This window comes from Blautia fusiformis, assembly GCF_020686995.1.
Taxonomy (GTDB): Bacteria; Bacillota; Clostridia; order Lachnospirales; family Lachnospiraceae; genus Blautia_A; species Blautia_A fusiformis.
This window is the reverse complement of sequence record NZ_JAJEPT010000001.1, coordinates 81,193-108,051: the sequence shown is the minus strand read 5'-3', so window position 1 is coordinate 108,051 and position 26,859 is coordinate 81,193. Positions and strand designations below refer to the sequence as shown.

Here is a 26,859-nt window from a genome sequence, read left to right as displayed (position 1 = left end):
AAATCATCTTTGGTTAATTAGCAACAAGCAAGTGTAAAAATACTTCCGCATTCAACAGAAATTGTGCAAACCACACCTGATGAAGCTAAACTATCAACTTTGTTACTTGTCAAATCTGCTGCTTCTAATTCTGTCAAAAGATCTCCAGCCGGGTTGTTATATTTCATATTTGTTCTGTCAAATTTTCTCATAATATCCACCATTCCTTTCTTCAGAACTAGGGCCTTTTGATACCTAAGTATCTTGATTTTTATTATATCCTATCTCCGAATTTCGTCTTTATTTTTGGTATAGATTGACATTTTTTCTTCCTAATTGGTTTTCAACTGTCTTTATCATTTCCTAAATATGCCACAACTTGGCACACTTCTGCGATTGAAGGGTAATTTTACCCATGTTACAATAGGTATTGCTTATAGTATTCCTATTTTCCCCAGCACCTTAATCGGTGCTTTTTTTGTACCCGTAAACCTTTCGCTGACAGTAGCCAATACTTACACAGTACGTACAGCGTACTTCCCCTAAAATAAAACGTATTCTGTGCGTACAGTGTAAGTAAAACTTCCTATTATATAATGAAGGGAGATTACCATGAAAACAAGAAATGAAATCTATCAAGGGGAAGGTGCCCAACTGCTCCGGTTCATTACAACTTACCATTCGTTGCAATATGAACAGGTCTTACGGCTCTTTTCCAAAAACAGAGAGTCTATCAAATCTCTGATCACAAGTCTGGTAAAACAAAAACGCATTATCTATGATAAGGAGAACGGGCTTCTCTTCGACAGCCAGGAATCTGCAAACAATCCTGATTATGGCATGATTGCATCCTTTTGGGTGCTTTTGGACTTCAAAACAGCCATTGTGTACCATACTGACGGTGAATTTCCTGTGAAACTGAACTTTTTCTCTAAAGATGAGTGGTATGAAGTCCTCTATGTCCCCCAGGAACAAGAATATCTTATCAATCATGTCATGGAAAGCCAGACAAAAAGCGATGCGAAACGGCTGGTTGTATTAGAAACAGAAGAACAGGCTGCAAAAATTCATATCACAGGCGTGATTGCCTTTTGCCTTGTAGACTCCTCTACCGGATCTGTCAGCTATTATGCAAAGAAATGAGGTATGTATGAACACCAAAACTGTTTTTGACCGTTTACAGAGCATTGATGATGAAGTCCAAAAACTTCACAACACTATTTTTGCATTGAAAACAACAGATATTCAAGCGTATGCCGACAAATACGAAGAGCTGAGTATCAGTGCTGCCCTACGTTCTGAAAGGATTGCCTGCCAGCTCAGAAATCTGGTATATACCACAACTGACACTGGAAAGAAAGACTATCTGAAACAGGCTGCGGCTGTGCAGGGAATCAAAATCTCTTTTTCAAATAGTGTTCTTTCCATTACCATGCCAGGACTACTGCCCAAACGTAAATTGCGAACCAACACCGCTTTTCTACATGAGCCATTAAACCTTGCCTTGCAGACTTATGTGACAGAACATTCTATTCCGTTATATAAAAGATGTGTGGTCTGTTTTAGTCAAATTTATGACCAGAGCCTTTCTTTACAACGGATATGTGATTACGATAATTTGGAGTTCAAACAGATTTTAGATACTATCGCTTCCTATGTTCTGGTTGATGATACGGGACTCTTTTGCGACTCCTATCACACTACGGAACTGGGGAATTACGATCACACCGTTATCTTTGTAATGGAACCGGAAATCTTTCCTGGCTGGCTGAAAGATAGAAAAGAGTCTATCAAAACCATATCGGAAATTTCCTGATATTTTTCTTTCTTTTTCCGATATGGGTAATTTTTCTGCAAAGAAGCCATATTCTTTGCATTTTTTATGCTTAATACCGCCCTTACTTTACCCAAGTATAGGCTGTCATAGGTAAAAATCGAACTGAGGTGATGCTTATTTGATAAAAACCGATTCTATAAAATATCAGCTTTTGGAAATGGTTGGGCTATGTGGGGAATTCCCTTCCGGACAGCTTAACAGATTGATTGAGAGTGATTCCTATGCAGAGAAGGTGGTTACAGATTTAAAGCAGAGTAAGCTTATAAGAACACACTATAAAGATGGCCTACGAGGTTATCGCCTTACCAAACGGGCAAAAGAACTGCTGCTTTCGCAAAATCCCTGTCGTTTTCAAAACTATTTAACCGGAAATGCAGAAACCAACCTCATACGTAGTGAATTACCAAGACGGCTGCGACTTCATCAAAAAGCAGAAACCTATTTAACGCTTTCACATGCCGGAATCCCATTCTTTCCAGATGAAAAGCCGCTGCTTTTTTCTGAATCCAGCGAAGCGGCTACGTTTCCTGTGCGAAGCCTTCCTCTGTTTTACTCTTCCAGAGAAATAAAAAATCTTGGAGCATCCACTACCAAAATTAAAAATTCCCGTTGTATAGGAATCCTGATGGCTCCTCACTGTGTCTATGCTGTTTATAATACCGGAAATACACTTCTAAAATGGGAATACAAAACGGAAGTCCGACTCAATGCTTTTTTGCAGCACTATCTTCAGGGACTTCCTTACCATGGGCCACCTACCGTTTATGCCATCATGACTGGCAGTGATATGGATATGGCTTTCCGGCTCCTTACCAGTACCGGTGGATACAAAAAAACACTGTTCATGCTGGATACTTCGTATGAACACTTCTATTTCCTGCCCAATAACAGCTACGGAGAATACCTGCTCCGTTTATTGGTACAACCCCAGCGTATGATGCAGCTCAATCAGCTACTACTGTCCGACTGTTTTCCCCAGCGTGAGGATCTGCCAATTGAACATGATGGAATAGACAGCCAGGAAAATCCTATTTTGCTTGCGTATGATTTTGACATGCAGCGTATCAACCGCTTCAATACTGGATTAAATGTATATGGGCTATCCGGGAACCTGATTTGCTTTGACTTTCAGCTTCCCTGCCTGAAAAAATACCTAACTGCAGATATACACTTCTCCAGCATTGATTTTCAAAAGTTTAAAAGGAGGTTTTTCAATGAACCGTAAATGGTGGAAGTTCCTGTTTTTGCTTCCCATAAGCGTCTGCACTCTGTATGCCGGAGGATACGCAGCACAATTTATTAAAAACTATCAGGAATGGACTTCTGCCGGAAACTTTGCCGGCAACGGAACCTATCCGCAAGCAGCTTCTTTACACCCATTGGTCTGCTTTCATACCGCCCTTACCGATTTCCCATACAATTTGTATGGGATTTTTCTTTGCCTGGTTCTCTTTGGGCTTCTTACTTTTTTACTTATGCGTATGGGATATGACAGAAACGGGGAAATTAGTGACCATGACCGGAACTTAAATTACTCTACAAAAGGAACCTACGGTACATCCGGATTCATGACTCCAGATGAAATGATGAAAGTTTTGGAACTGACCGGAGATGTCAAGAAAAATAAAGGAACCATTTTAGGAAAATTAAATGGCAAAGCCGTATGTCTTCCATATCAAACACGAATGAATAAAAATATCGCCGTGTATGGTGCCAGCGGTTCCATGAAATCCAGGGCATTTGCCAGGAATATGATTTTCCAGTGTGTCGCCAGAGGGCAGGAAGGCAACAACGCTTCCGGGGAAAGTTTAATCATTACCGATCCCAAAAGCGAACTCTATGAAAGCATGTCTGCTTATCTGGAAAATGAGGGCTATGTAGTAAAAGCATTTAATCTGGTCAATCCGGAAAACTCGGATAGTTGGAATTGTCTGGGTGAAATCAATGGACAAGAAACGATGGCTCAGGTATTTGCAGATGTCATTATCCAGAATACAGGTTCCGGAAAAGGAGATCATTTCTGGGATAATGCGGAGATGAACCTGCTAAAAGCCCTGGTTCTCTATGTAGATCAGGGCTTTCCGCCGGAAGCCAGAAATATTGGACAGGTTTATAAGCTGCTGACCATGAGTTCCGAAAAGGAGCTGAACAGTCTTTTTGATCTGCTCCCAGTGTCCCATCCAGCAAAAGTTCCTTACTGCATCTACAAACAAGCCAGTGATACCGTGCGAAGCGGAGTTATTATCGGATTGGGTGCCAGACTTCAGGTATTTCAGAATAAACTCATTCGGCAGATTACCTCTTATGATGAGATTGATCTGACACTTCCAGGGAAACAGAAATGTGCTTACTTTTGCATTACCTCAGACCAGGACAGCACCTTCGATTTTTTATCTTCCCTGTTTATGACCTTCATCTTCATCAAACTGGTCCGTTATGCAGATAAGTATGGAGAAGAAGGAAAACTTCCTGTTGCTGTACATATACTGGCTGATGAGCTTGCCAACACCGGAGCTATCCTGGAACTGAATAAGAAAATCAGTGTAATCCGAAGCCGGAATCTCAGCATTTCCTGCATCTTTCAGAATTTGCCCCAGATGCAGAACCGCTATCCTTATAACCAATGGCAGGAAATCATTGGCAACTGTGATACCCAGCTCTTTTTGGGCTGCACAGATGAAGTTACTGCTACCTTTATCAGCAACCGCAGCGGCGATGTGACCGTAGGGGTAAGCAGCGAAGCCAAGCAGCTCAATAGCTGGCGGGTATCCGACTATACACCGGAATACCGGCAGACAAAATCTATCGGCAAACGAAAACTCTTAACACCAGATGAAATCTTGCGGCTCCCGCTTGATACTGCTTTGGTTATCCTACGTGGGCAAAAAGTCCTAAAAGTAGAAAAGTACGATTATACCCTGCATCCAGATGCCAAAAAGCTGACACCAAGAAAAGCATCGGAACACATACCTGAATGGCGCAAAAATGGGTCTTCGGAAGAAACAGAGTATCGACCACAGCCCTCACCCGGATCAGCCAAAAGGAAACGCCGTTCATCTTCTGCGTCAATAGCAAAACAGAAACCACATTTTACATCCGAACCCGTTTATCAGGAACCTACTCCCGATGATTTTATGGAGGATTTCTTTCAGGAAAATTTTATAGAAGATTCCCCCGACTCTGGCATGGTTCCTTTAGATAAAGATTCCATCATGTCATAACACATTTTGAAAGGAGATAACATTTATGGCAAACGAAACAATGAACCTGAACACCCCTATTTTAACCCTTGACTCCGATACTGTATTAGAAACTGCTCAATCAAAAGCGGATTTAATCTGGCATGACATCCAAAATGCCTATCGTACCCGGAAAATTCTCACCGGCATTCTGGGAGGTATTGAAAAGACCGAAGCCGGCAGCTTAATAGCAATTATTTACTATAAAGATTATCGGGCAGTCATCCCTATCTCGGAAATGATGATCAATCTGATCCAAGATGAAACTCATGATTACGGAGATTTCTCTCTTAGACAGAACAAAGTCCTTAATAACATGCTTGGTAGTGAAATCGACTTTGTAATCAAAGGACTGGATACCAAATCCAGAAGCATCGTTGCCAGCCGGAAAGATGCTATGCTGAAGAAACGTCAGATTTTCTATTTTGATCAGGACTCTTCCGGACAGAATAAAATCCACGAAGACCGTATTGTGCAGGCCAGAGTCATTGCCGTTGCTGAAAAAGTAGTCCGGGCAGAAATCTTTGGTGTAGAAACTTCCATCCTTGCAAGAGATCTGTCTTTTGACTGGCTGGGTGATGCCAGGGAACGATTCCAGGTAGGGGAACATATTCTGGTCCGGATCTTAGCTATCCAGGGAGATTCCCCGGAAACGCTCTCTATCCATGCAGATGTAAAAAGCGTGGAAGGCAACACCAGCAAAGAAAATCTGAAAAATTGTCGGGTACAAGGAAAATATGCCGGTACGGTGGAAGACATCCACAAAGGAACTGTTTTTGTCCGGTTAGAATTGGGTGTCAACGCCATTGCTCACAGTTGCTACGACAGCCGCACCGTTGGGAAGAAAGATAAGGTGTCCTTTGTTGTGACACATATTGATGAAGAACGGAATGTTGCTGTTGGCATCATTACAAGGATTATCAAACAAAATATCTGATTACCAAAAGCAATATGAAAAGGAGCTCACTACATCCATTTCTTATTGCGATACAAGATATTCCATGCTATACTGAGCGAGTATAGCTAATCGAGAAAGAGATGCGGATGCAATTTCGACCAGCCCTCTAGTTTTTAAAGGAGGGTGATGCCCATGAACACAATGGAAGTACTCACATTGCTTTTAGTAGTTTTTGCGGCTCTGACTTACATAGATAATCGACATGATAAGAAATAGCATCCACGATAAACCCTGAGAAAGTTTGATGGATGCTATGTCTTAACATAGAAAAAAATTAAATTTTACTGAGGGCATCAGATCTTGCATCTGATTACCTTTCTTAATTAGATTATACACTGGGGGATATGAGAAATCAAGTCCCCCTTTATTATTGTTATTGTCATTACTTAAACTAAATCGACAAATAATATGTTGATAAATATTTTTCTACAGCCCCCTCATTCTCATTTGACCATCATTTAACAGATTTCACATCTAATTCATGGCTATACATTAGTACTTGGTTCTCATTCTGATTCTTCTTTCAAATTTAGTCAGAGCAGACATTTTTAACGACTATTATTTCTATTCAAAAACAGTCACAGATATCTAAACATCAATAAAATATCTGCGACTGTCTTAGAGATATATTTCATTTCAGTTCATACGTTCTAACTTTTTCATTCATGCAGCCATACAAACAGCGAATCTTCTCTCATTATCTCGTCATATATGATTTCCGCCATTTTCTCTTCTGGTGCAGATAGGTTATCTGCACCTAATTTCCTCCCTATTTCATTGTTATGTAAATCCATTTTTTTGTGCTCATCTTTTGTATATCCATCGCTTTCGTTTCCAGTAGTATCTTTATCTTCATGTGCTGTCGCAAAAAGCTCTGCTTTTTCACTTCCTATCAAAACTGTCATTTCGGCATTCCATATTCCGTGTCTAAATGCGTCACTCCTGTCACCCAAACCATTTTTTCCGAATTTTCTTTCGGTTTGTTTAGTGGCAATTTCCTTTGCTTTATTGACTTTTAGTGCATCAAACGGATATCGAATCACTAATTTTTTCTCAGAAGAAGTAAGTGCGTTCCAAATGTCTATGACGCCATCTTTCTTAATAGCATGAATCTGATCCATAAAATCACTTATCTGCTGTTCACTCCATTCCGGATGTTTTGACTTAACATCTAAAATTTGCTTAACGATATCCTCAAACTCATTAGTTTCATCAATTATAAAACCTCTAGAACTCATACTTTCATTTGAAGCAGCATAAACTGAAATGGGAAGTGATGCACTAATCAGTACGCTCACCCCAATAACTATCTCTTTCTTCTTCATCTGTAATACCTCCCCATACAATGGCTTTTCATATCATAATTTAATTCCTATCTGTCATTGAATACTCTCAAAATACCATCCCTTTTTCTTCATCAAATCCAAATGTGTTCCCTGTTCAATGATGCTTCCCCTGTTCAATACATAGATATAATCCGTATCTCGAATAGAGGAAAGTCTATGAGTAATGATAATTTGCGTTTTATTGGTAGACCTTAGGTTATCATAAATTTTCTTTTCTGTAAGCTGATCCAGATTACTGGTAGCTTCATCAAAAATAACTACCTCCGTATCGCTAAGCAGAGCTCTTGCTATGGCAATACGCTGTTTTTGACCACCTGAAATATTTTGTCCTCCTTCTCCAACAAGTGTATCCAATCCCAACGGCATACTTAAAACTTCCTCTTTTAATGCTACAATGTCTAGTACCTTCCATATTTTCTCATCCGGAGCATCACCTATAATATCAATATTCTTTCTTATACTTGCATTTAAGCACATAGGATTTTGAGTAACTACTGAAAACCATTTATAAATCTGTTCCTTCGACATTGATCTGATATCATAATTATTTATCTCAATACATCCTTGATTAATATCCACGGCACCCAGTATGGCTTTTATCAAGGTTGATTTTCCACTACCCGATAAACCAACAATAGCAATTCTCTCGCCTCGCCTAAGATCAAGAGAAACATTATTCAATGCGTATGCCTGCCCACTATTGTAGCAATATGAAACCGAACTTATTTTTAAATTTTCAAATTTTCCAGGTACAAGAACTCCCGTATGATAATTTTCTCTAAAAATCATTAGTTCCTTATAACGTAAAAGCACTTCTTTAATACTATTGATACTCGGTAACAACAATACAACGGTAGTAAAAGGTGCTGTAAAATATCCCACTAAGGTTGCATAGGCTATAAGTTGTCCTATCGTTAACCCTCCTTGCTTCACACTATAACTTCCAATCACGTAAATCATTAAAGGGAAAATCAAGTTTAAGGTTGAGGAAAAACTATTCATCAAATTACTAATTCGAGTTTTTCCCTTGAATCTTTCTATTAACTTACTATAAGAATTTTGTAAATTTGATTTAACTGCATTATCCATCCCCATACATTTTATTTCCATTATATTCTCCAGAGTATCTATCAGTTCTCCCTGTATTGTACTCTGTGAGTATATATACTCTTTCGTCTTTATGAGATTTTTACCATTTAATAAAATCATTATGGCGATCTGTATAATAGAAACAACTAGAACAAATGCAGTCAAATATGGAGATATACTGGTCATAACAGCTAAACATACCAAGGATGTAATCCCTTGGATTATAATGTTTATAAATCCATTGGTAAGAATGTCGTTCAACTGATTTATACTATTGAAACGGTTCCCTATGTCACCTGCGGAATGCCATTCAAAAAAACTTACATCCAAACGGAAAATTTTATGAATCATATTAGAAATCATTGTTTTAAAAAGTTTCATGTTAATATTCAATAAAATTTTCTGTCTTAGTAAGCTCAATACAAAATGGGCACACATAATCAGAAGAACTAAAAGTGTAATTTTCCATATATGAATTGTAATATGGGCAGAAGATAAACTATCTATTACTTTTTGCACAACCATTGGAACAGCTAATGTAATAAGTTGACACATAAGCATCAACATAATTGCAATCATAAATTGAGAGAATTTTACCTCTATTTTAAATTTGGTTTTTTTTATTTTCTTAATATTTCTACTTGGAATAACGGATACAAGAATATCCTTGTATCCGTTTTTTAATTCTAAAAAATCGACAACTCTTTTTCCATTTGCTGGATCAAACAGAATATATTTTCCTTTCTTCTTAGTTTTATCAACTACCACATAGTGGGAATCATTACACAAAATGGCTGGAAGATACTCTATTAAGTTTTTTTCTTCATGATTATACTGGTATGCAGCAAATTTAAATCCATACTTTTCTGCTAATTCTTTCATTTGAGCTAAGGTCATACCGTCTCTGCCAATCTGAATCTCTGCCCCTATGTCCACGATATCACTTTTACACCCGTAATAATTAAGAATCATTGTCAGACATGCTATGCCACAATCCATGCTTCCTAGCTGTGAAACATAATGCACTTTTTTTTGAAACATCAAGTTCCTCCCTTTGTTAAATATTACTTAGCAATTACGCTCCTAAATCTCCAGAGCCAAAATGCATGGTAATTCTGGGTACAAATCTCTTAATAGAGAGTATCCCATTCCTGAGATTCCTGTCATAAATCCTGGTATCTTATACCCATGCAAATAAGACCTTGCACAATCGTAATTTTCATTTATAATATCCATAGCAATTTGTGTTCTCGCAGACAACATCATATGTCTTACTTCTTCATCATTACATTCTTTTGAATATTCAAGTAATATTTCTGTATTCCCCAAATTCCCATGACATAGACAGTCATTATCTGTAAATCCATACATTTTTGTCGCAAATAGTGCACGTTCAATATCACATTGTACTGTTATATAATCACTACTGTCTTTAACCAGGTTATACATCTTACTTCTTGCCAATAAAATCCCTGGTGCCCCATGACACCATGCTGCCATGCATCTATTATCAGAGTTTTCTTCTTTTTTTGCCTCCTCCCGATTGTCTAACCAATTATTATATTTATCAGAATACATGGTATTTTCATATATTAATCCAGAGTGTATTGCCTTTTGATATTCAATATGAAATTGCTCATTATTTAACTTTGTAAGAGCATAAATTATACCTGTAATTCCATGTGACAGCCCAGATAAGCTCTGCCCGTTTCCGCAGCACCACTTACCCTTATTCTGATTTTTTATAAGAATGTTCCCTGCTTCGCACGCCAATTGCAAATATATATCCTTTTGAGCTAAGTGATAAAGATTAAGAAGAACAATAACGGCACCTGCATTACCATAAATCAGATCATTATTTTCATCTGCTTTCAATGCATACTCTAAAATTTTGCAATGTTTTTCTGCATATTCTAAATATTTTTGTTTTCCTGTTATCTTATATAAAACTTCGTATACATATATAACAGAAGCTTCCCCCGCATAAGCACCGCTACTTTCCTTTTCTAAATCCGTGGATCGTTCCAACATATCATCGGTATATTGAAACATCATGGTCTCAAATGCTTTGCAGGCTGCTGACAAATCCACATCAAAATCTGATTGCTGTAGTGCATTATAAAAAAGGGCAATTCCTCCTAATCCTTCATATAAATAAACCCCTAATGGTTGGATATTCCAAGAAGAATTTTCAGAATTTCCAATAGATGTTATTCCTATCCAATTTATATCCTGCCCATCATCACCATAAAAAGCTTTTTGCTCTAATGTATGTAAAATTTTTAATATGGCATTTTTTTTATATTCCTTTTGTCCATGTTCATTATCGCTTCTACTTATACAAAGTTCATTTATATCTTTTTTAGGTTTCTCAACTTTTACATCATTCAAATCTGTTAAAATTATTTTTATAAATCTAATCTGTTCTTCTCTATCTTTCTTGCCCATAGAACAGATCTTATTTCTAAGATGTTGAATACTAGACTCAGCAAAATAGTTCTTCACCACTTCCCCTTCTGATCCATAAAGATCTTCTTTTGAAGTATTGCTATAAAAATATGGAATATCCATATTCAGCATATCCTTTATTTCCAGTTTTGCAATTTCCATATTCCCTTGCATCTGTTCCACATTTTTTAACACTGCACACAAAAATAGTTGCCTATCTTTCGCATCTTGAAGAAAATCCGGATTGTATGATGTGTGCAATAGCATGGAATACCGCTGAGTATCTTGGACTAAATGCCTAACTTCAATATTTTCAAATATCGAAACATAGTTTAATATAAGCTTCTTATTGTCCAAACAAAATGTATATGCGTCAAAAAAACCTTCGCATATCTCATCTATATACTGATTAGGTTCTTTTACCTTTTCCCCCAGTCTCAGTAAATTATTACTAGCTTGAGTAATAGGTCTTTCATATTCATAATGCATATTTGATGTCCCAGCATTTTTTAATCTTGGAATCAGTATTGGATATTGCTCTCCCTCTTGGCCATTAAGAGCACTCATATTTATACCTTTTCCATTTTTAGTGTATTTATAAAAAGGCAGTACTCCAGAATACAACACTGATTCATGTATCTTATCGTAAATTTTTTCTCTACCTGATTTTTTCTTTTTGTCCCTTTTATTATCTAAGACAGTCTCGGCATCTACAACAACCGGATATCCCCCATTAGCAATAAGATTTTCAGTATGTATATCATTGACATTTAATATATAATTGCAAAAAACAAGCACTCCTATCCGATAATAATAATTCCTGACTTCAGCCTCACTGTTACAAGGAAGATTAACTACAAATTCTTCCCATCCATAGTCCCCACAATCCAGAATCAAAAATTGCCTAAAGTCCTTTTTACAATTGGAAGAAATAAATTCCAAAAATGACTGATATGCTTTCTCCACCTTCAGTCCGTGTGGTTTATAAACTATTTTTGTTCCATCTTGAAACTGAATTAAAAAAACACTATTTCCTTTCTTATGTGAATCTGAACCACTCGTTCTTATATCTTTTACTTCAGTCCAGCTCTTTTTCCCACCAAATTTATCTTCTAAAAGTAAAGTATCCTTTTCCATTCTTTCCTGCAATAATATATAATTATTTGCCAAATTTTCCATTAATTCTATCAGCATTCTTTTAAGACCTGGATATATGGAAAATAATTCTTTTATATACTTATCATTACCAAGAAATCTCTGATTATAGTCGTTATATTCTTCTGCTTCATCATTTCCTCTAAGTTCTCCTTGTTCTTTTGCTAAATACATTTCAAAAATAAGAGTGCTTAAAGAAACATCTAAAATCCTTTCCGCTAAATTTTTCAAAAAACAGTCCTGAATTACTTTAACAATATATCCTTTTCTACTCTTTCTTTCTAAAACCCGTTTCCCATATCCCAGAAACCTGAGAACAAATTGATCAAATAATACTTTTGTCCCTTTTTTAGTCAAATAGGATATAGCCTTCTCATTACACATATCAGAATATTCCTGATTTAACGTTGCAAAGCTAATATATTTATGATTTAACGAATACTCTGAAAATAATATCTGCTCTATAGAAACCCCATAAGCCTTATCTATTGATTCAATAACATCTTTACCTAAAATGTTATTCCAATATTCTAATATTTGAGTATCTTTGATTGGAACATCCTTATAATAATTTCTTTCATAAAAATAGGAATTATTGTCACAATTATTTTTATCCATAATAATCTCCTCCATTATGTAAAAAATTTTGAATTTGCATATGATATCTATGCATAGAAGCCAAACCTATTCATTCAGTAGTCATCATACCTGTGGTTTCATACCACTCTCATAAACTAACAGCAAACAAACATAATTGTTCCCCAGTTACATTCTTTTGTTGATGTACAGAACTGAGACCCATCGGAAACTCTTGGTTCACCAGCACCTGCGGAAAAATTGTTTAAATCCGCCTCTTTAATTTCCTTCATTACATTTCCTGCCGGATTCATGAAATTTTCTGGTCTTGTCATTGGATTTCTATAATTTTTCTTCATAAGGCACGCTCCTAACTGCTTCTTGCATAGATACCATATGTAAATTCAAAATGTCTATATCTATACGATTTAATTTTTCACAAAATACTGCAGGAATACAGAACCCTTCAGGTTCATCCTAAGATATTTATTTTTTCATTTCTCATTTCCTTAAAAGGTTCTGTTAAGTTCACTTGACTAGCAGTATGTATTTTCTCTTCTCCTTCCTTACAAACATATATTAAAATTGTTTATGATTACGGACAACATTTCTTTACATTCAATCCACCATTTTTTACCACCCTTTCCGTCTTGTTTGTTTTACCTTTACTTTTCTTTTTGATTTCATATAAACATTCTTTTTGGTTCTGTTTAGCATTTGAAACAATAGTATGGAAACCACCAAAACCCCAATTATAGACATCGCCGCAGGAGGAATTTTATATGTTATTCCATATTCGCTTCCGCATTTAGGATCAACAAGTATCATTGCAGCCTTGATTGGAAACCAATTAAGCATACTTCCTTCCATTGTTGCAAAATATCCGTAGATGAATGCAACGGCAACTCCCAGCAATGATTTTCCTTCTGCAAAAGCACAAACAATAATAATGGGAAGTACTGATATATACACCAATATGTCAGATACAATAATCTGAGCGGCTGACATCAGCATCATATGAATATTCATTCCAGAAAATCCTAAAAAAGCATTAAAACATATTGACAAAAGAGCGTTAAAAATACTAAAAACTATAGTTAAAAATAAAAGCAGCCAAAATTTAGCAATAAGTAACTTTTTATATGAAATAGGTACTGTTAAAATAGATTTTAATGTATCATCTGTTGTTTCCCTGGAAATAATGTACACAGCGACTAATGTAATAATAATCGGGAAAAATAATGTACAATTACTAATAATTACCTGCTGTATAAAATACTGAAAATCCCATACTTTATTTGTGCTTGCAATTGAATAAAAGCAACTCATTAACACAGATAGCGACATCATAACTAATCCAGCTTTTACAACTGAATATCTTTTAATTTTTAATAACTCTGTTGATATAATATTTCCCATTTAAATTACCTCGTCCATTTTTTATAAAATCTAATCATAAGCATTAAAGATAAGAACAATGTTACTCCTAATACCAAAAATGCATAAATATCTGACGGAAACATAATATATGCTTCTTTTGACAAATTATCTTTTATTACATGATCTACCAGTTTACCGCTTGTCCAGTCCATCGCACATATAACTGGAAATAGATTTAGAAATTTTGCGGTACCTTTCACTGCCATTGTTTCAAATAAACCGATAATTCCCCAATTTAGAATCGAATAAAAAAATGCCAACAATGTAGACACTAAATAGGATTTATTAAAATATACTATTATAACCACAATAGGAAGTGACGCTATCGTTATCACAAGCCCAAATATAATACTAAATCCTAGCTTGTATGCTAAATCATATATAATACCAACCTTCAATATCCATGAAAAGAATATTGTAAATGATACACTCGCCAGGCTAAAAAGAGTACCATATATAAAAAGTACACAGATCTTTGCAAGGATCATTTTGGTAATTGTCACGGGCACTGTTCTAATATTTTTAAATGTATCATTATCTCGTTCCATAAAGAACAAGATTGTCGCAAGCATTCCTATTAAACAAGGTGCAAGGAATACAAGACCATAGCCCTGTGTCATAGTAAAGGATAAATCAAACCTCATTTTCAAATAATGTGTGCTCAGATCACCAGACATCCCGTTCTTAGTTGTCATAACCACAATTAAGGGGAAAAAACATGATAATACAATCAGCATGAGCGTGATTTTCCTTCTTTTCAATTTTGTAAACTCACATCTGACTAAATCAAGCAATTCCTTCCCCTCCTGTCACTTTTTTAAAATAGTCCTCTAAAGTATCTTCACACAAATGAGCGTCCATCACGTCTACTCCTTCTTGAACAAAGGAACGAACTATATCTGGTATTGATATACTGAGATTATACACATTTATATCTTGGTTTCCTGATACCTTAAAATTTGATTCTTTATAATACACTGACAGTATTCTTGCTGCTTGGGCATTATCAGAAACCTTGAAGTGTATATATTTTCCATTTTTTTCTTCTAATTCCTTCATACTTCCCTCTTCAATGAGTACGCCTTTATCAATGATACCAATATCGTCTGCTAAAACAGCAATTTCTGAAAGTATATGGCTAGAGATCAATATAGTTTTCCCTCTATTTTTAGATAAATCTTCTATAAATGTTCTTATTTCTGCGATTCCTATCGGATCTAAGCCATTAATTGGTTCATCCAAAATTAATATTTCTGGATCATGCATTACCGCTAATGCTATAGCTAATCGCTGTTTCATTCCTAATGAATACTGCGAATATAACTTTTTATCTTTATATGGTAAATTAACAAGTTTTAATGCCTGTTCGATAGCATCAGTTCTTGGGATTCCTCTCAATTTCGCAAAAATTCTAAGATTTTCCGTACCTGTCAAATTAGGGTAAAATCCAGGACTTTCAATCAGTGATCCTATTCGAGGTAATATTTTTTTCTCTTCAAGCCTTATATCTCTATTAAAAATACGTATGGAACCTGATGTCGGTTCTATGAGGTTTAGCAGCATTTTCATAGTTGTGGTTTTTCCAGCTCCATTTCTCCCTAAAAGTCCATATATCTTTCCCTTTCTTACATGCATATTTAGATTGGAAACACTTTTCTGTTCTCCATATGTTTTAGTTAAATCACGTGTTTGTATAATGTATTGTGACATTTGGTTTTTCTCCTTTCAGAATCTTCTATGTTTTACAGTATAATATATTTTTCTGACAGGAACCTGACAGAAACCTGACAAGAACCTTGTAATTTATTTAATACGAAAAAGATGATACTCGAACGTATCATCTTTTTTGTTACCTTTGTATAACTGAAAATTCAATACAAAATACTGTTCCTTTACCCGGTTCACTAAATGCACTAATTGTCCCACCCATTTTCTCTAGCAATAATTTTGAAATATTTAATCCCAGTCCATTCCCTTTTCCGGATCTTCCTTTATTACACCGGTATAATCTTTCAAAAATATAATTCAAATCTTCCTTTGCTATCCCTATCCCATCATCACCTATCTCGAGTCTAAATTTACCATTCCCCTCTGATGCTGTTATTGATATGTTTGCTGCTTTGCTATGAGTAAAAATATTCTGCACAATATTATTTATAGCCCTCATATAACAATCCTCATCAATCTCAACAATTATAGCTTTCTCAGGAATTTCTATATTATATCCTATTCGATGTTCTTCTATTATAGGGATCCAATCCAAAAAAATCCTTCTGGTTTCTTCAGTAATGTCAACTGCTTTTATTTCCAACTGTTCCTCATCTGAATTAATCCTAAACCACTCGAATAACACTTCGATATATTTTTTTAAGTCATACGCCTTTTCTTTCGCTAGTCTTAGATATTGTTCCTCTTTATCTGAACTTACCAGTTTTAAATCTAGAGCGTCCAAATACCCTATTAAGGTTGTCATGGGTGTTCTGACATCATGTGATAAACTTGTCATGAGTTGCTTATTTGCTTCCAACTCTATGTTACTCTCTTCGATCCTTTTTTCATATTTATACAATATAGAATTTACTCTAAATCCAACTTGATCTATCCTATTATTTTTTTTCAATAGAAACTTTTGTTTGCTTTGACCTTTCTCTATTTCTAAAAGTATTTGATTGAACTCTTTTAGTCTTCTATTAATTTTAAACACATAAAGTGTCAATCCCAAATTATAAAATAAAAGTATGACTAGCACCACATAAAATAATTTCATTTATCTCATAACTCCTTATTGAATCTATATCCAAGACCTCTTACAGTCTGAATATACGAATTTTCTGCTGTTCGCTCTATTTTCTTTCTCAATCTGCTAATAACTGCCATTATGTTATCATCATCATATACATACTCTTCGTTCCAAACATTTTCGTATATTTGTTTCTTCGTGAGAATTTTTCCTTGATTTTTTGCAAGATATATAAGTACATCATATTCTTTTGCAGATAATTTAAGCTCTTCACCAGACAATTCTACTATGCCACTTTCTAAGTCAATTCTTAAATCGCCATATTTCAAAATTGCTTTACTAGCCATATTATTTAAACGTGTGTAACGTCTTATTAGAGATAATACTCTTGCAAAAAACTCTTCCATTTCAAAAGGTTTTGTCAAATAATCATCAGCTCCCGCCCGCAACCCTTTTACTTTTGAGGTGCTGTCATCTTTCGCTGTAAGCATTAGTATTGGTACATTACTCATGTCTCGTATTCTTTCTAAAACTTCAAAACCACTGATTCCTGGCATCATCACATCCAATACAACTAATTGATATTCCTTATCTTTTACTGATTTTATCCCATCAAAACCGTTGCATGAAATATCTGCACAAATATTTTCTTGCAAAAGACTCTCTTGCAAGAGTGTACATAAATCCCTATCATCATCAATAATTATAATATCTTTTCTCATCTCAAGCCTCCAGTAATATGTATATCTCTTCAAATTGATTGCAACAATTATATTGGTAATTATTTTATCACTATATTAACCGTTTGTATCTTACAATATTCTTGTAATTCATATATCGAACCATTTTGGCTAACTCTTTATATATCAAATTTTTATTTCTTCATCTCAACTTGACAAACCTCTACAATTAAAAAAAATTCACCCATACTAGAATAATCTGACAACGATTCCAGGTAGGGGAACATATTCTGGTCCGAATCTTAACTATCCCGGGAGATTCCCCAGAAACGCTCTCCATCCATGCAGATGTAAAAATCGTGGAAGGCAACACCAGCAAAGAAAATCTGAAAAGTTGTCGGGTACAGGGAAAATATGCCGGAACGGTGGAAGACATCCACAAAGGAACTGTTTTTGTCCGGTTAGAATTGGGCGTCAACGCCATTGCTCACAGTTGCTACGACAGCCGCACCGTTGGGAAGAAAGATAAGGTGTCCTTTGTTGTGACACATATTGATGAAGAACGGAATGTTGCAGTGGGGATTATCACTCGTATTATTAAACAGAGTATTTAACAGTCCATAATGTGAAAGGTAGGAAATCAACTGAACGCTTTCCTACCTTTTCTGTTATCTTTTCTCACCCTCATACTCAATTTTCAAACCAAAAATATATTGCAGTTTATGAAGCAAAAGAACAAATACAATGCCCATATATTAATTTATAAAATTCTTTTATTAGTAGATATACTCTATTTTATTCTATCTATCAGACTCTCTCTCTTGTAAAAATTAATAATTATATAGGCAAATATCATTTGAACAATAATAAGTATTGAAAAATATACCGTCATTTCTTTAAATGGGAAGTGATATATCACTTTTCCAAAAACACTAAAGGAACTAAATACATTACACAGTATAATCCCAAAAATAGTTCCAAAAATCAAAGAAATTGAAATCGAACCAACGGAATATAAGATTCCTTCTTTTACTACTATAGATGATAATTGTTTATCAGTTAGACCTACACATTGTAGCATTCCATATTCTCGTTTACGTGTTGCCATATTTGAAAACAGCATATTTAGCAAATTAACAATACCAAAAATTCCTACAAATATAACTAAACCATAAACTGGCTTTCTATATGCATCTATCCTTTGTTTATATGAAGCAGCAACATCATCTATGGTAGTAAATTGGATAGGCATTTCATTTTGAAACATCTTTCTAATCATATCTTCTGTTTTTGAAACATTTGTATCACTTGTTGTTTTTATACTCAATTGATAAGTTAAATTTAATACATCTTTTCTTAATTCTTCCATATTAGATAAAGGCATATACACCATATTGTAGCCGCCATAATCAGCACCATTTTCTACAATTCCTACAACCTCATATTTTACTGGTACACCCTCGCTATCTAAAATATTAATTGTATCACCAATTTTAACTTCCCAATCCCATAAAGTTTCCCACTCACTTGCTTCCGAAACTACAATTCCATTTTTCTGTTGCATTTTCTTAAAATCTATTTCACCATCTACTAAAAATTTCTTTAAATTAGTAATATCCCCCGATTGTATTCCGTCCACAACAAAAATATCTGTATCGCCATTCGGTAATGTTATGTCACAAACTGTTCCTTTATACTGTTTAATTGATTCGACAGCTTGCATATCCTCTAATTTTTTTAGCAACTCTTGATTTAAAATATTATTTTTTTGTAAATCAAAATATTGTTTACTCGTATAAGACTGTGGTCCGTATGTTCCAAGTTCAATTTTTATTTCACCATTTGGCATTGATTTTTTTGCCATATTATATGGATCAATAGAATTTAAGTAGGAAGAGCTAGCCATAAGAACTATTCCACAAATTCCTAAAGAAAGTATTGTTAAAAACGTTTTTTTCTTATTACGCTGCACACTTAACAATGCTAATCTCCACAATGTAATTTTTTTATATGAATGTTTCCTATTTATATTTACCTCTGTATCTGCAAAATATCGTAATGCTTCTATTGGAGAGGCTGCAGATGCTATTTTTGCTGGTTTATAAAGAGATAACATTACAACAAAATAAACAAACGCACTCGCCATACCTGATATTAAAATAGTATTCACTAAATACCATCCTTTTGGTTGAATAAAGTAAGCTATAATACCCCCAAAAACACATCCCCAAAAACAACCTTTTAGAGTTAAAACATTCCCTTCTATTTTTATTATTTTTCTGATTTGCTTTTTAGTCATACCCAATGTTCTCATCTGTCCATATTTTCCAATTCTCTCCAAAACAGAAACAAAAAATATACTATAAATAACTATACTTGATATAATTGCAATGACTAAACTCACGCCCAAAATAACACTTATATATTGAATACTTTTCTGACTAATAAGAGAAAAATAATAAGATGAATAAACAATGCTATCCTTTGGTACATCTAATTGTTGTGCTATTTTATCAATTTCACTCTTTATTCCGGCTTCGTTCCAGCCTTGAGTATCGTTAATTTTAAAATATATGCTATATAAAGCCCCTGGCATTTTTCTTTCAATCAATTTATCAGATACATATATCGAATGTGTATCTGCAGTACTCTGCATAGGTAAAATTCCTGCAATAACATAGCTTTCTTTTCCATCTCCTAAATCTATCTCTATAGAATCACCTATTTTGGCCTTTGATTGAACCTCTTCTAAATATGAATCAGTTACTACAACTTCTTTTTCCATTTCAGGTAATTTCCCCTTTAATTCGGGATATCTTCCTAACTTTAGTAACGACTCTGTCATTGTTCTTATAGTAATTTTATAAGTCCCCTGGTTTAATGTCCCCAGTGTTCTAGTTTCTCCCATTTCAACATTCTTCATGGCTTTCATTTTATTGACAACCTTAGAATTAACATCCATAAATGTCGCTTGATACCGACCTTCAGCATCTTGAATTGAAAAACGTTGTGTTTGTACAAAATAAAGTGTTACCACTATAATTAATGCTGTTGACAATATTATCGTTAAAATGCCACAAAACTTCTTTAACCTCACACTATTCAAATCCTGTCTTGCTAAATGCCCTATTACCTTTTTTTCATTATTGCCTTTCATTTTTCCTACCTCAATTCTATATAAATTTACGAAAAATCCCATTTTCAAAACCAAATTCTGATTTTGAAAATGGGTTTTTCCTAGCACATCTTACTGCTCTGGTGATAACCAATAAGTACCGTCTAAGCAATCAGTTAAGCAATCTTTTCTCAGTTTACCGTAGCAAATAATGACGAGATCATACGCATTAACTTCTGCCTCTGTTAATTCCTTATTCTCTTTATGTTCCAGCATTTTGACTCCTCCTTTCATTAAAAATTTATATAAATAGTTTTCACTAATTATATACATATCACAAAAATTGCTGATACTCTTCCTCTTCACAAAATTTTATAAATCTTTCCAAATTTATTGCTATATTTTCATTTTTATCAAATATAAACATGCTATATATAAACATAATTTTTCTTAATGTGCAGTCAGAATCTACTCCTTCTTCTATAAGTGCTGGACACATTCCTCCACAAACACAATTAAATTTGCAAGTCTTACATTTTTCATTAGGCATATAAAATAACTTTTCCACATTGTCATTAGACAATATTTTTTCGATCGATTGCTCTATATCCGTCTCTTGTTCTATACTGCCTATTCGATATTTTTCTTTAACCAGAGAATGACACAAATATATATTTCCATCAGGGAAAAAAGCAGCCATTTTTCCAAATGCTGAACATGGATGGCTCAATTCTACCGCATGAAAAAGATTTCCGGCAAAACGTTTATTCGTATAGCCCTTTTCTATGATATATTTAGCAAAATAGCAGTATACCTTTAACCTTTCTTGATAATTTAATAATGGATAACCTCTATCTGCTGCACTCCCTGCATAATCTACAAAATGCAACAAAAAATCAGCATCGTAATATGCAGCCATATCTATGATTTCTCGAAGCAACATCTTTTCCTTTTCATTCTGATATGTAAATGTTAACACTACATCTATTTTGTATTTATTCAATAAAGCAATCTTTTCTTTTAATTGCTCAGTATTTTTATAATGGGCTGTACTAATTTCTATGGAATTAATAATTCCATTAAGGCTTTTAATAGTCTTTTCTGTTAATAGAGTCGCATTTGTCTGAACAATTATTTTTGTATTAATATTTTCCTTCAACTCTTTAAGAATATCTAGTATGTCCTCTAGGACAAACGGTTCCCCACCACTGACTATTAACTTTCTAGGGTTAGCCTTCCTAATTTTATCAATTACATGTTCTTTTACTTCAAGTTGAGACAATTTCTCTTTTTTGATATCCTTATTATTAGAACGCATAGCACAAAATTCACAGTTCAGATTGCAATAATCCGTAACAAATAGATAAATTGTATTCATCTGTTTTTTATTCTCAGGAAATGTCACATCATATTTCTTTCGCATTTTTGAAATTCCATCTATAATTTCCCGAATCTTTATGTCACCCTCTTCTTCAAATTCTTTTTTCTTCATTTTAAAACAAATATTTTTTTCTCTTTGGATAATTAGAACATATTCTCCAATTTCCACCACCCTATATTTATATCCCATACTACAACTCTCTCCTATAATGCTTTCGAAGCATTGCTACTTGTTCTTCACTATATTTTTCTCGAAATATATTGTTTACATGTCGAGTAAGTTCACAGTTAATTTCAGAAGGTATATAACAATTTCCTGTATTTTCGTAATTTCCAAATAAACAACTGCAAATTCTACATTTATTTTCTTTATACTCTTTACACTGTAAACATCTCGTATTTTGCGTTTTCTCTATTTTAATAATTTTTCTTATATACTCTGCATCTAACCCCTTGTCTACACTTCCTATCATATATTTTTTCCCAGTTTCTATACAAGGATATAACTCTCCTTTCACTGTTACAAATAACGAAACCAATCCTGCTTTACAAGGGAAAAAAGGCAAATAATCTGCTACAAAGCCTTCTAACATATCATTATAAAATTTCCATACCCATAGTTGTCCTCTATTTCTAGAAGAAATGTAATACTCAAATGCCTCATCAATTTGCTGAAACAAACAAATTTTATCTTCCTTATTCCATTTCTGATAGGCATTTATCTCCGTTTCTATATATCGAAATCCCAATTCATGTAAATGCCTAAATGAAGCTGAAAATTTAGTATACGTATTAGTATTAATAAGTTGTGCTGCATGTACAGCAATTCCTGTCATTTTCTCAAATTCTTCTTTGTATACAAGTTTTTCTTTAACTTCACTATAACTTCCAACACCATTCACAAATTTCCTGTTTTCATTATGAACATCCTCTAAACCATCTATGCTAATTTTGAATCGTACTCTTTTTTCAATCATAAATTCTATAATCTCTGTTGTAAATACAGTTCCATTTGTAGTGGTACTATAAAAAATATTTAATCCAATTTGTTCGTTTTTCTTTTCTATATAAAAAATAATCTCTTTCAAAAGCCCGAAAGCAAGCAAAGGTTCTCCACCAATAAAATACACACTTAAAGTTTTATCTTTCTGCTTGATGGCCTCACGCATAGCTATATCTATTGCCAATTGTGCTGTTTTCCATTTCATATTCACTTTTTCTTTATTTTCCACGTAGCAATATGAACAATTCAAATTACATCTTTTAGTAATTTCTAATGTTAATGAATACATTTACTCTCCTATCATCTACTAAAAATATAGCTGTTCTATTAAAATTCCTTTCTCAGTCAAAAACCTGTATCTATCATAATACCCCAAAAAAGGATATCGAATATAACAGTGCTTATAAGCATCACGGATATCATATACAAAATTTAGCAAATCCTTTTTAGCTGACATAAAATCGCTATATTTATCAATATCTATAAACAACTTATCGTAATAACCAACTATTTTTTGTGCTTCTAAATTATTTATGTCTATAATATGAACTTTAGAAAAACATTGTTTGATAAATTCTTTTTGCCTCTGGTTATCACTCCTATTAGTTACCAAAATTGCATTTTCAGAATTATTCTGTTTAACGCTACTTATCTGGTTCAGACTAGAAGACATTATTAAATCAACTATATCTTCAATCCCCAGATTTTTGTTTTCTCTAAAACAACTTATTATTCCCGTAAGTTTCGCTGTATACCAACTATTGCCTTGCATCAAATGTTCTTGATCTAACTGTTTAAACGAAACATAAGTCTTATTATTCAATAATAAATTCTGATTTCCACTCCTTTTGAGAATAACATTTCCGTCAAACTCACGCCTAATACCAATAACATTATCATACGATGCAGGATATGCAGTTTGGTTATTATTTGCATGTGCTGCCACTATTGGCACTGGACTTTTTTTACATAAATCATACAGCTCTTTTGAGAATGGAATCTCTACTCCTAAACTAATATTAATAATATCTACATTTTTTTCAATTAATGCTTCCAAACTTCTGTAAAGTAGTTCTCCCTCATTCCCAGCATTGCCACCTATTATATTATAAAGTAATATCTCAGACGTAGGATTTTCCAACAAAATACATGCACATACATATTCCGCATGAGAAAATGGGAAATTTTTATTTTTAATGCAATATCCTGGATTCATTCTTTTTATTTCTATCTTTTTGCCATAAAAAAACGGGTGTTGAAATATGGCATCTGAATCAATCACACCAATCCTCATTATACTCATTCCCCCTTTCATTTTAGATCTTATTCCATACGTTCATTCTCTTTTTTAAAATTCATATTCACATAAACATAAATCCTAATCCCCGAAGCTATATCCCAGTATCAATCTATATGCTTATTTTTTATGTTCAACTATCTAAGACATTTTCAATATACCCTTATTCTTTTTTTTAGTAATATTTTTTGTCTACATTGTCTTTTTTCTTTCCTCGTTGGCGCATACTATTCCTTTTTATGTCCCAACTTGGCACACTTCTGCGATTTACAGGGAAATCTACCCATGTTAGAATGATACTGTCAAAATTATATGTAGCGAAAACGTAGCTTTCCAGGGAATGCCTCTTCTCTGGTACAAGCTGCGTTTTTTAGTGCATGGAAAGGAGTATCACAACTAAATATAGAATAAGCGTTCCTCCGTATTGACCGGATTGAAGCTTTTATGAGGCAGGAAAACTATAAGCCAGGGCAAAGTGAAAGATCTCACTTTGCCCTCTTTTTATGAAGGAGGTTCATTTACTTGAAAAACCATGTACACAAAGAAGCCCCACCGGGCATGAAACATCATCGGAACTATGGAAAATATCTCTATACTGCCTTCCTCGCTTTCACTCTGATTGCCTGTAATGTACAACCCGTTATGGCTGCTACCATCTGGGACAAAGCTTCAGAAATCATGAAAGACGTATATAACCAGATTATTCTGATTTCCACCATTGCGGCTGTTGTAACTGCATCGGTTGCTTTGCTCTTGATGAATTTTTCCAAATCTGGAAAAACCGTGGATGAATCCAGGGCATGGCTCAAACGAATCATCATTACATGGGCGATTCTCAATGGTCTGGGATTTATCATGGCTTACATTACACCGTTCTTTGCCGGCGGGCAGTGGAATGGATAATGCAGATAAGGAGGTGGCTCTGTCATGGGAATACTTGACGGAATTGTAGAATGGATTGCCGAACAGGTCATGAACATTCTGGATTTGATTACTACTTCTGTTCTGGGTGCACTGGGATGTTCCATGGATACTTTTCTCCGTTATTTTCCAGCAGCGGAAACAATGTACCAGATTTTTCTGGCACTGGCTATCGGACTCATCCTTTTAAACTGGGTTTGGCAGCTTTTTAAGAATTATTTTATGGGGACAGGGATTGATGCTGAAGATCCAATCAAATTATCACTGCGGACATTTATGTTCCTTTTCCTGACATTCTATGCCAAGGACATCGTGGATCTTCTATTGAATATTGCAGGAACCCCGTATAGCTGGATTCTGACTGAAGATCTTCCACCACTGGAATTTGCCAAATTCAATTCTGTGATCACAGTAATCCTGGGGGTATGTGCCAATGGTGCTGTTGCCATTGTTGCCCTCATACTGGTACTGATCCTTGCCTGGAATTACATCAAGCTGCTTTTTGAAGCTGCGGAACGTTACATACTACTTGGAGTTCTGGTCTACACCGCACCTGTTGCGTTTTCCACGGGTGCTTCCCAGGCTACCGGAAATGTTTTTAAGAGCTGGTGCCGTATGCTCGGCGGACAGTTCTTTTTGCTTTTAATGAACGCCTGGTGTTTGCGGCTGTTTACTTCCATGGTCGGAACATTCCTTGCAAACCCTTTATCACTCTAGGAAGGAGGAGATTATGAAACATAAGAAAACACTGCTCTGCAGCCTGCTATTGATTTCTTGTCTGATTCTTGTAACTTCCATGCCGGTCTTTGCCGCTGAACTTACAGAAGCAGAGGTGCAGCAAGCTGTAGATGCACAGGGAAAAGAAACGGTCACCGGTAATGTCTTTATCTGGTTTCTGTGTGCCATTGCTTTTTTGAAGGTTTCTCAAAAGATTGACAGCTTTATGGCAAGTCTGGGAGTCAATGTTGGAAATACTGGTGGAAATATGATGGCTGAACTTTTAATCGCCGGAAGAGGTCTTGCAAGTTCCTTTCGAGGGCATGGAGGTGGAAGCCATAGTAGTTCCCATTCTTCCTCTCCCGGAAGTGCTGCAGTACAAAGTTCTTTCCTTTCCGGAGGATTAGCCGGAGCCGTTGGAAGGCAGACAGAGCGTTCTGCGGTAAATGCAGCCACCGGATATACCGAAGGACCAAGTATCGGAAATGCACTCTATCAGTCTTCCCTTGAAAAGGGCGGAGATTTTGCCAATAACGTTATCAGCAATATTGCTCAGGGAAACTATGGTCAAGTTGGCTCGATCAAAGGTGATGGGGCTGTTTCTGCATTTCAATCCTACATGGGAATTCAAAATGAAGATAAAACAGATCATTCCTATACCAATGTTGAAATTGGCGGCGGCAGGATAACAGGAGTTGAGTCCGGTTCCAATGGAGACAGCCGGGAATTTGCTATGTACCATGCCGATCAATATACGGCTCCTACCCATGGAACCTATGAAACTGTTCAATCTGTAGACGGAGCTACCTGGTACAAACAGTATGCTGAAAATACGGTATCCAAAATTCCTTATGATGCTGGCGATGGAAAGATAGCCTACAACGAATCCATTGTCCAAAAGCTTCCTCCTACTCCTCCAAGAAAGGATCGGATTTAGTG

Annotated in this window: 24 protein-coding genes; 9 read left to right on the top strand and 15 right to left on the bottom strand. The window is 35.0% G+C overall.

Annotated elements, in window-relative coordinates; all coding sequences use genetic code 11:
• Positions 1-17 precede the first annotated feature (17 nt).
• A complete protein-coding gene (locus LKD46_RS00560) occupies positions 18-191 on the bottom strand; it encodes a plantaricin C family lantibiotic (RefSeq protein ID WP_114002469.1) in 174 nt (57 codons plus the stop codon).
• A gap of 400 nt (positions 192-591) precedes the next feature.
• Between LKD46_RS00560 and LKD46_RS00555 the strand changes: the two genes are divergently transcribed.
• The 5 genes from LKD46_RS00555 (at position 592) to LKD46_RS00535 (ending at position 5,992) form a co-directional block, all read left to right on the top strand.
• Complete coding sequence (locus LKD46_RS00555; protein ID WP_054338136.1) at positions 592-1,122, top strand: DUF5697 family protein; 531 nt, start codon at positions 592-594, stop codon at positions 1,120-1,122.
• Between the two features lie 7 nt (positions 1,123-1,129).
• Entirely contained in the window at positions 1,130-1,795 is a 666-nt protein-coding gene (locus LKD46_RS00550; protein ID WP_227573664.1) for a DUF6100 family protein, read from the top strand.
• A 139-nt stretch (positions 1,796-1,934) separates the two neighbouring features.
• The gene (locus tag LKD46_RS00545; RefSeq protein ID WP_226854332.1) at positions 1,935-3,041 is read left to right on the top strand and encodes a hypothetical protein; all 1,107 of its coding nucleotides are present in this window, start codon (positions 1,935-1,937) and stop codon (positions 3,039-3,041) included.
• Complete coding sequence (locus LKD46_RS00540; RefSeq protein ID WP_025579348.1) at positions 3,031-5,037, top strand: VirD4-like conjugal transfer protein, CD1115 family; 2,007 nt, start codon at positions 3,031-3,033, stop codon at positions 5,035-5,037. The genes LKD46_RS00545 and LKD46_RS00540 overlap by 11 nt, the downstream gene beginning before the upstream one ends.
• Before the next feature lie 25 nt (positions 5,038-5,062).
• Complete coding sequence (locus tag LKD46_RS00535; RefSeq protein WP_059085305.1) at positions 5,063-5,992, top strand: hypothetical protein; 930 nt, start codon at positions 5,063-5,065, stop codon at positions 5,990-5,992.
• 680 nt (positions 5,993-6,672) lie between these two features.
• Here the strand turns inward: LKD46_RS00535 and LKD46_RS00530 are convergent.
• The 9 genes from LKD46_RS00530 to LKD46_RS00490 all read right to left on the bottom strand — a co-directional run bounded on the left by LKD46_RS00530 (position 6,673) and on the right by LKD46_RS00490 (position 17,529).
• Positions 6,673-7,338, bottom strand: coding sequence for a DUF6973 domain-containing protein (locus LKD46_RS00530; RefSeq protein ID WP_025580954.1), 666 nt, complete (start codon positions 7,336-7,338; stop codon positions 6,673-6,675).
• A gap of 54 nt (positions 7,339-7,392) precedes the next feature.
• Positions 7,393-9,489: a peptidase domain-containing ABC transporter gene (locus LKD46_RS00525; protein WP_025580955.1), complete on the bottom strand. Its 2,097-nt coding sequence runs from the start codon at positions 9,487-9,489 to the stop codon at positions 7,393-7,395.
• Between the two features lie 42 nt (positions 9,490-9,531).
• Positions 9,532-12,669, bottom strand: a complete 3,138-nt coding sequence (locus tag LKD46_RS00520) for a type 2 lanthipeptide synthetase LanM family protein (RefSeq protein ID WP_173684412.1) — start codon at positions 12,667-12,669, stop codon at positions 9,532-9,534.
• A gap of 116 nt (positions 12,670-12,785) precedes the next feature.
• Positions 12,786-12,986, bottom strand: a complete 201-nt coding sequence (locus LKD46_RS00515; protein ID WP_025580957.1) for a plantaricin C family lantibiotic — start codon at positions 12,984-12,986, stop codon at positions 12,786-12,788.
• A gap of 274 nt (positions 12,987-13,260) precedes the next feature.
• Positions 13,261-14,046, bottom strand: coding sequence for an ABC transporter permease (locus LKD46_RS00510; protein ID WP_117843975.1), 786 nt, complete (start codon positions 14,044-14,046; stop codon positions 13,261-13,263).
• Positions 14,047-14,051: 5 nt separating this feature from the next.
• The gene (locus LKD46_RS00505) at positions 14,052-14,861 is read right to left on the bottom strand and encodes an ABC transporter permease (protein ID WP_117843974.1); all 810 of its coding nucleotides are present in this window, start codon (positions 14,859-14,861) and stop codon (positions 14,052-14,054) included.
• Positions 14,854-15,777, bottom strand: a complete 924-nt coding sequence (locus LKD46_RS00500; protein WP_055151469.1) for an ABC transporter ATP-binding protein — start codon at positions 15,775-15,777, stop codon at positions 14,854-14,856. The genes LKD46_RS00505 and LKD46_RS00500 overlap by 8 nt, the downstream gene beginning before the upstream one ends.
• Positions 15,778-15,916: 139 nt before the next feature.
• Entirely contained in the window at positions 15,917-16,834 is a 918-nt protein-coding gene (locus LKD46_RS00495; protein WP_117843973.1) for a sensor histidine kinase, read from the bottom strand.
• Between the two features lie 5 nt (positions 16,835-16,839).
• Positions 16,840-17,529: a response regulator transcription factor gene (locus LKD46_RS00490; RefSeq protein ID WP_025580962.1), complete on the bottom strand. Its 690-nt coding sequence runs from the start codon at positions 17,527-17,529 to the stop codon at positions 16,840-16,842.
• Between the two features lie 317 nt (positions 17,530-17,846).
• On the opposite strand from LKD46_RS00490, the gene LKD46_RS00485 reads away from it, so the two are divergent.
• Positions 17,847-18,101: a hypothetical protein gene (locus tag LKD46_RS00485; RefSeq protein ID WP_226824571.1), complete on the top strand. Its 255-nt coding sequence runs from the start codon at positions 17,847-17,849 to the stop codon at positions 18,099-18,101.
• A 176-nt stretch (positions 18,102-18,277) separates the two neighbouring features.
• Here LKD46_RS00485 and LKD46_RS00480 read toward each other — a convergent pair whose 3' ends face one another.
• The 5 genes from LKD46_RS00480 to LKD46_RS00460 all read right to left on the bottom strand — a co-directional run bounded on the left by LKD46_RS00480 (position 18,278) and on the right by LKD46_RS00460 (position 24,279).
• Positions 18,278-20,644 (bottom strand): ABC transporter permease, encoded by a 2,367-nt coding sequence (locus LKD46_RS00480; protein ID WP_161276371.1) that lies wholly within the window; start codon positions 20,642-20,644, stop codon positions 18,278-18,280.
• A gap of 90 nt (positions 20,645-20,734) precedes the next feature.
• Entirely contained in the window at positions 20,735-20,878 is a 144-nt protein-coding gene (locus LKD46_RS00475) for a hypothetical protein (protein WP_173684410.1), read from the bottom strand.
• A 58-nt stretch (positions 20,879-20,936) separates the two neighbouring features.
• Positions 20,937-22,172, bottom strand: a complete 1,236-nt coding sequence (locus LKD46_RS00470; protein ID WP_025580259.1) for a radical SAM/SPASM domain-containing protein — start codon at positions 22,170-22,172, stop codon at positions 20,937-20,939.
• A 1-nt stretch (position 22,173) separates the two neighbouring features.
• Positions 22,174-23,274 (bottom strand): radical SAM protein, encoded by a 1,101-nt coding sequence (locus LKD46_RS00465; RefSeq protein WP_117843972.1) that lies wholly within the window; start codon positions 23,272-23,274, stop codon positions 22,174-22,176.
• Positions 23,275-23,292: 18 nt separating this feature from the next.
• Positions 23,293-24,279 (bottom strand): S8 family serine peptidase, encoded by a 987-nt coding sequence (locus tag LKD46_RS00460; protein ID WP_025580261.1) that lies wholly within the window; start codon positions 24,277-24,279, stop codon positions 23,293-23,295.
• Positions 24,280-24,804: 525 nt separating this feature from the next.
• Here LKD46_RS00460 and LKD46_RS00455 point away from each other — a divergent pair.
• The 3 genes from LKD46_RS00455 to LKD46_RS00445 are packed head-to-tail and all read left to right on the top strand — an operon-like array spanning position 24,805 to position 26,857.
• Entirely contained in the window at positions 24,805-25,185 is a 381-nt protein-coding gene (locus LKD46_RS00455; protein WP_025580263.1) for a hypothetical protein, read from the top strand.
• A 24-nt stretch (positions 25,186-25,209) separates the two neighbouring features.
• Positions 25,210-25,920, top strand: coding sequence for a conjugal transfer protein TrbL family protein (locus LKD46_RS00450; RefSeq protein ID WP_004223652.1), 711 nt, complete (start codon positions 25,210-25,212; stop codon positions 25,918-25,920).
• Between the two features lie 13 nt (positions 25,921-25,933).
• Positions 25,934-26,857: a hypothetical protein gene (locus tag LKD46_RS00445; RefSeq protein ID WP_025580265.1), complete on the top strand. Its 924-nt coding sequence runs from the start codon at positions 25,934-25,936 to the stop codon at positions 26,855-26,857.
• Positions 26,858-26,859: the final 2 nt, after the last annotated feature.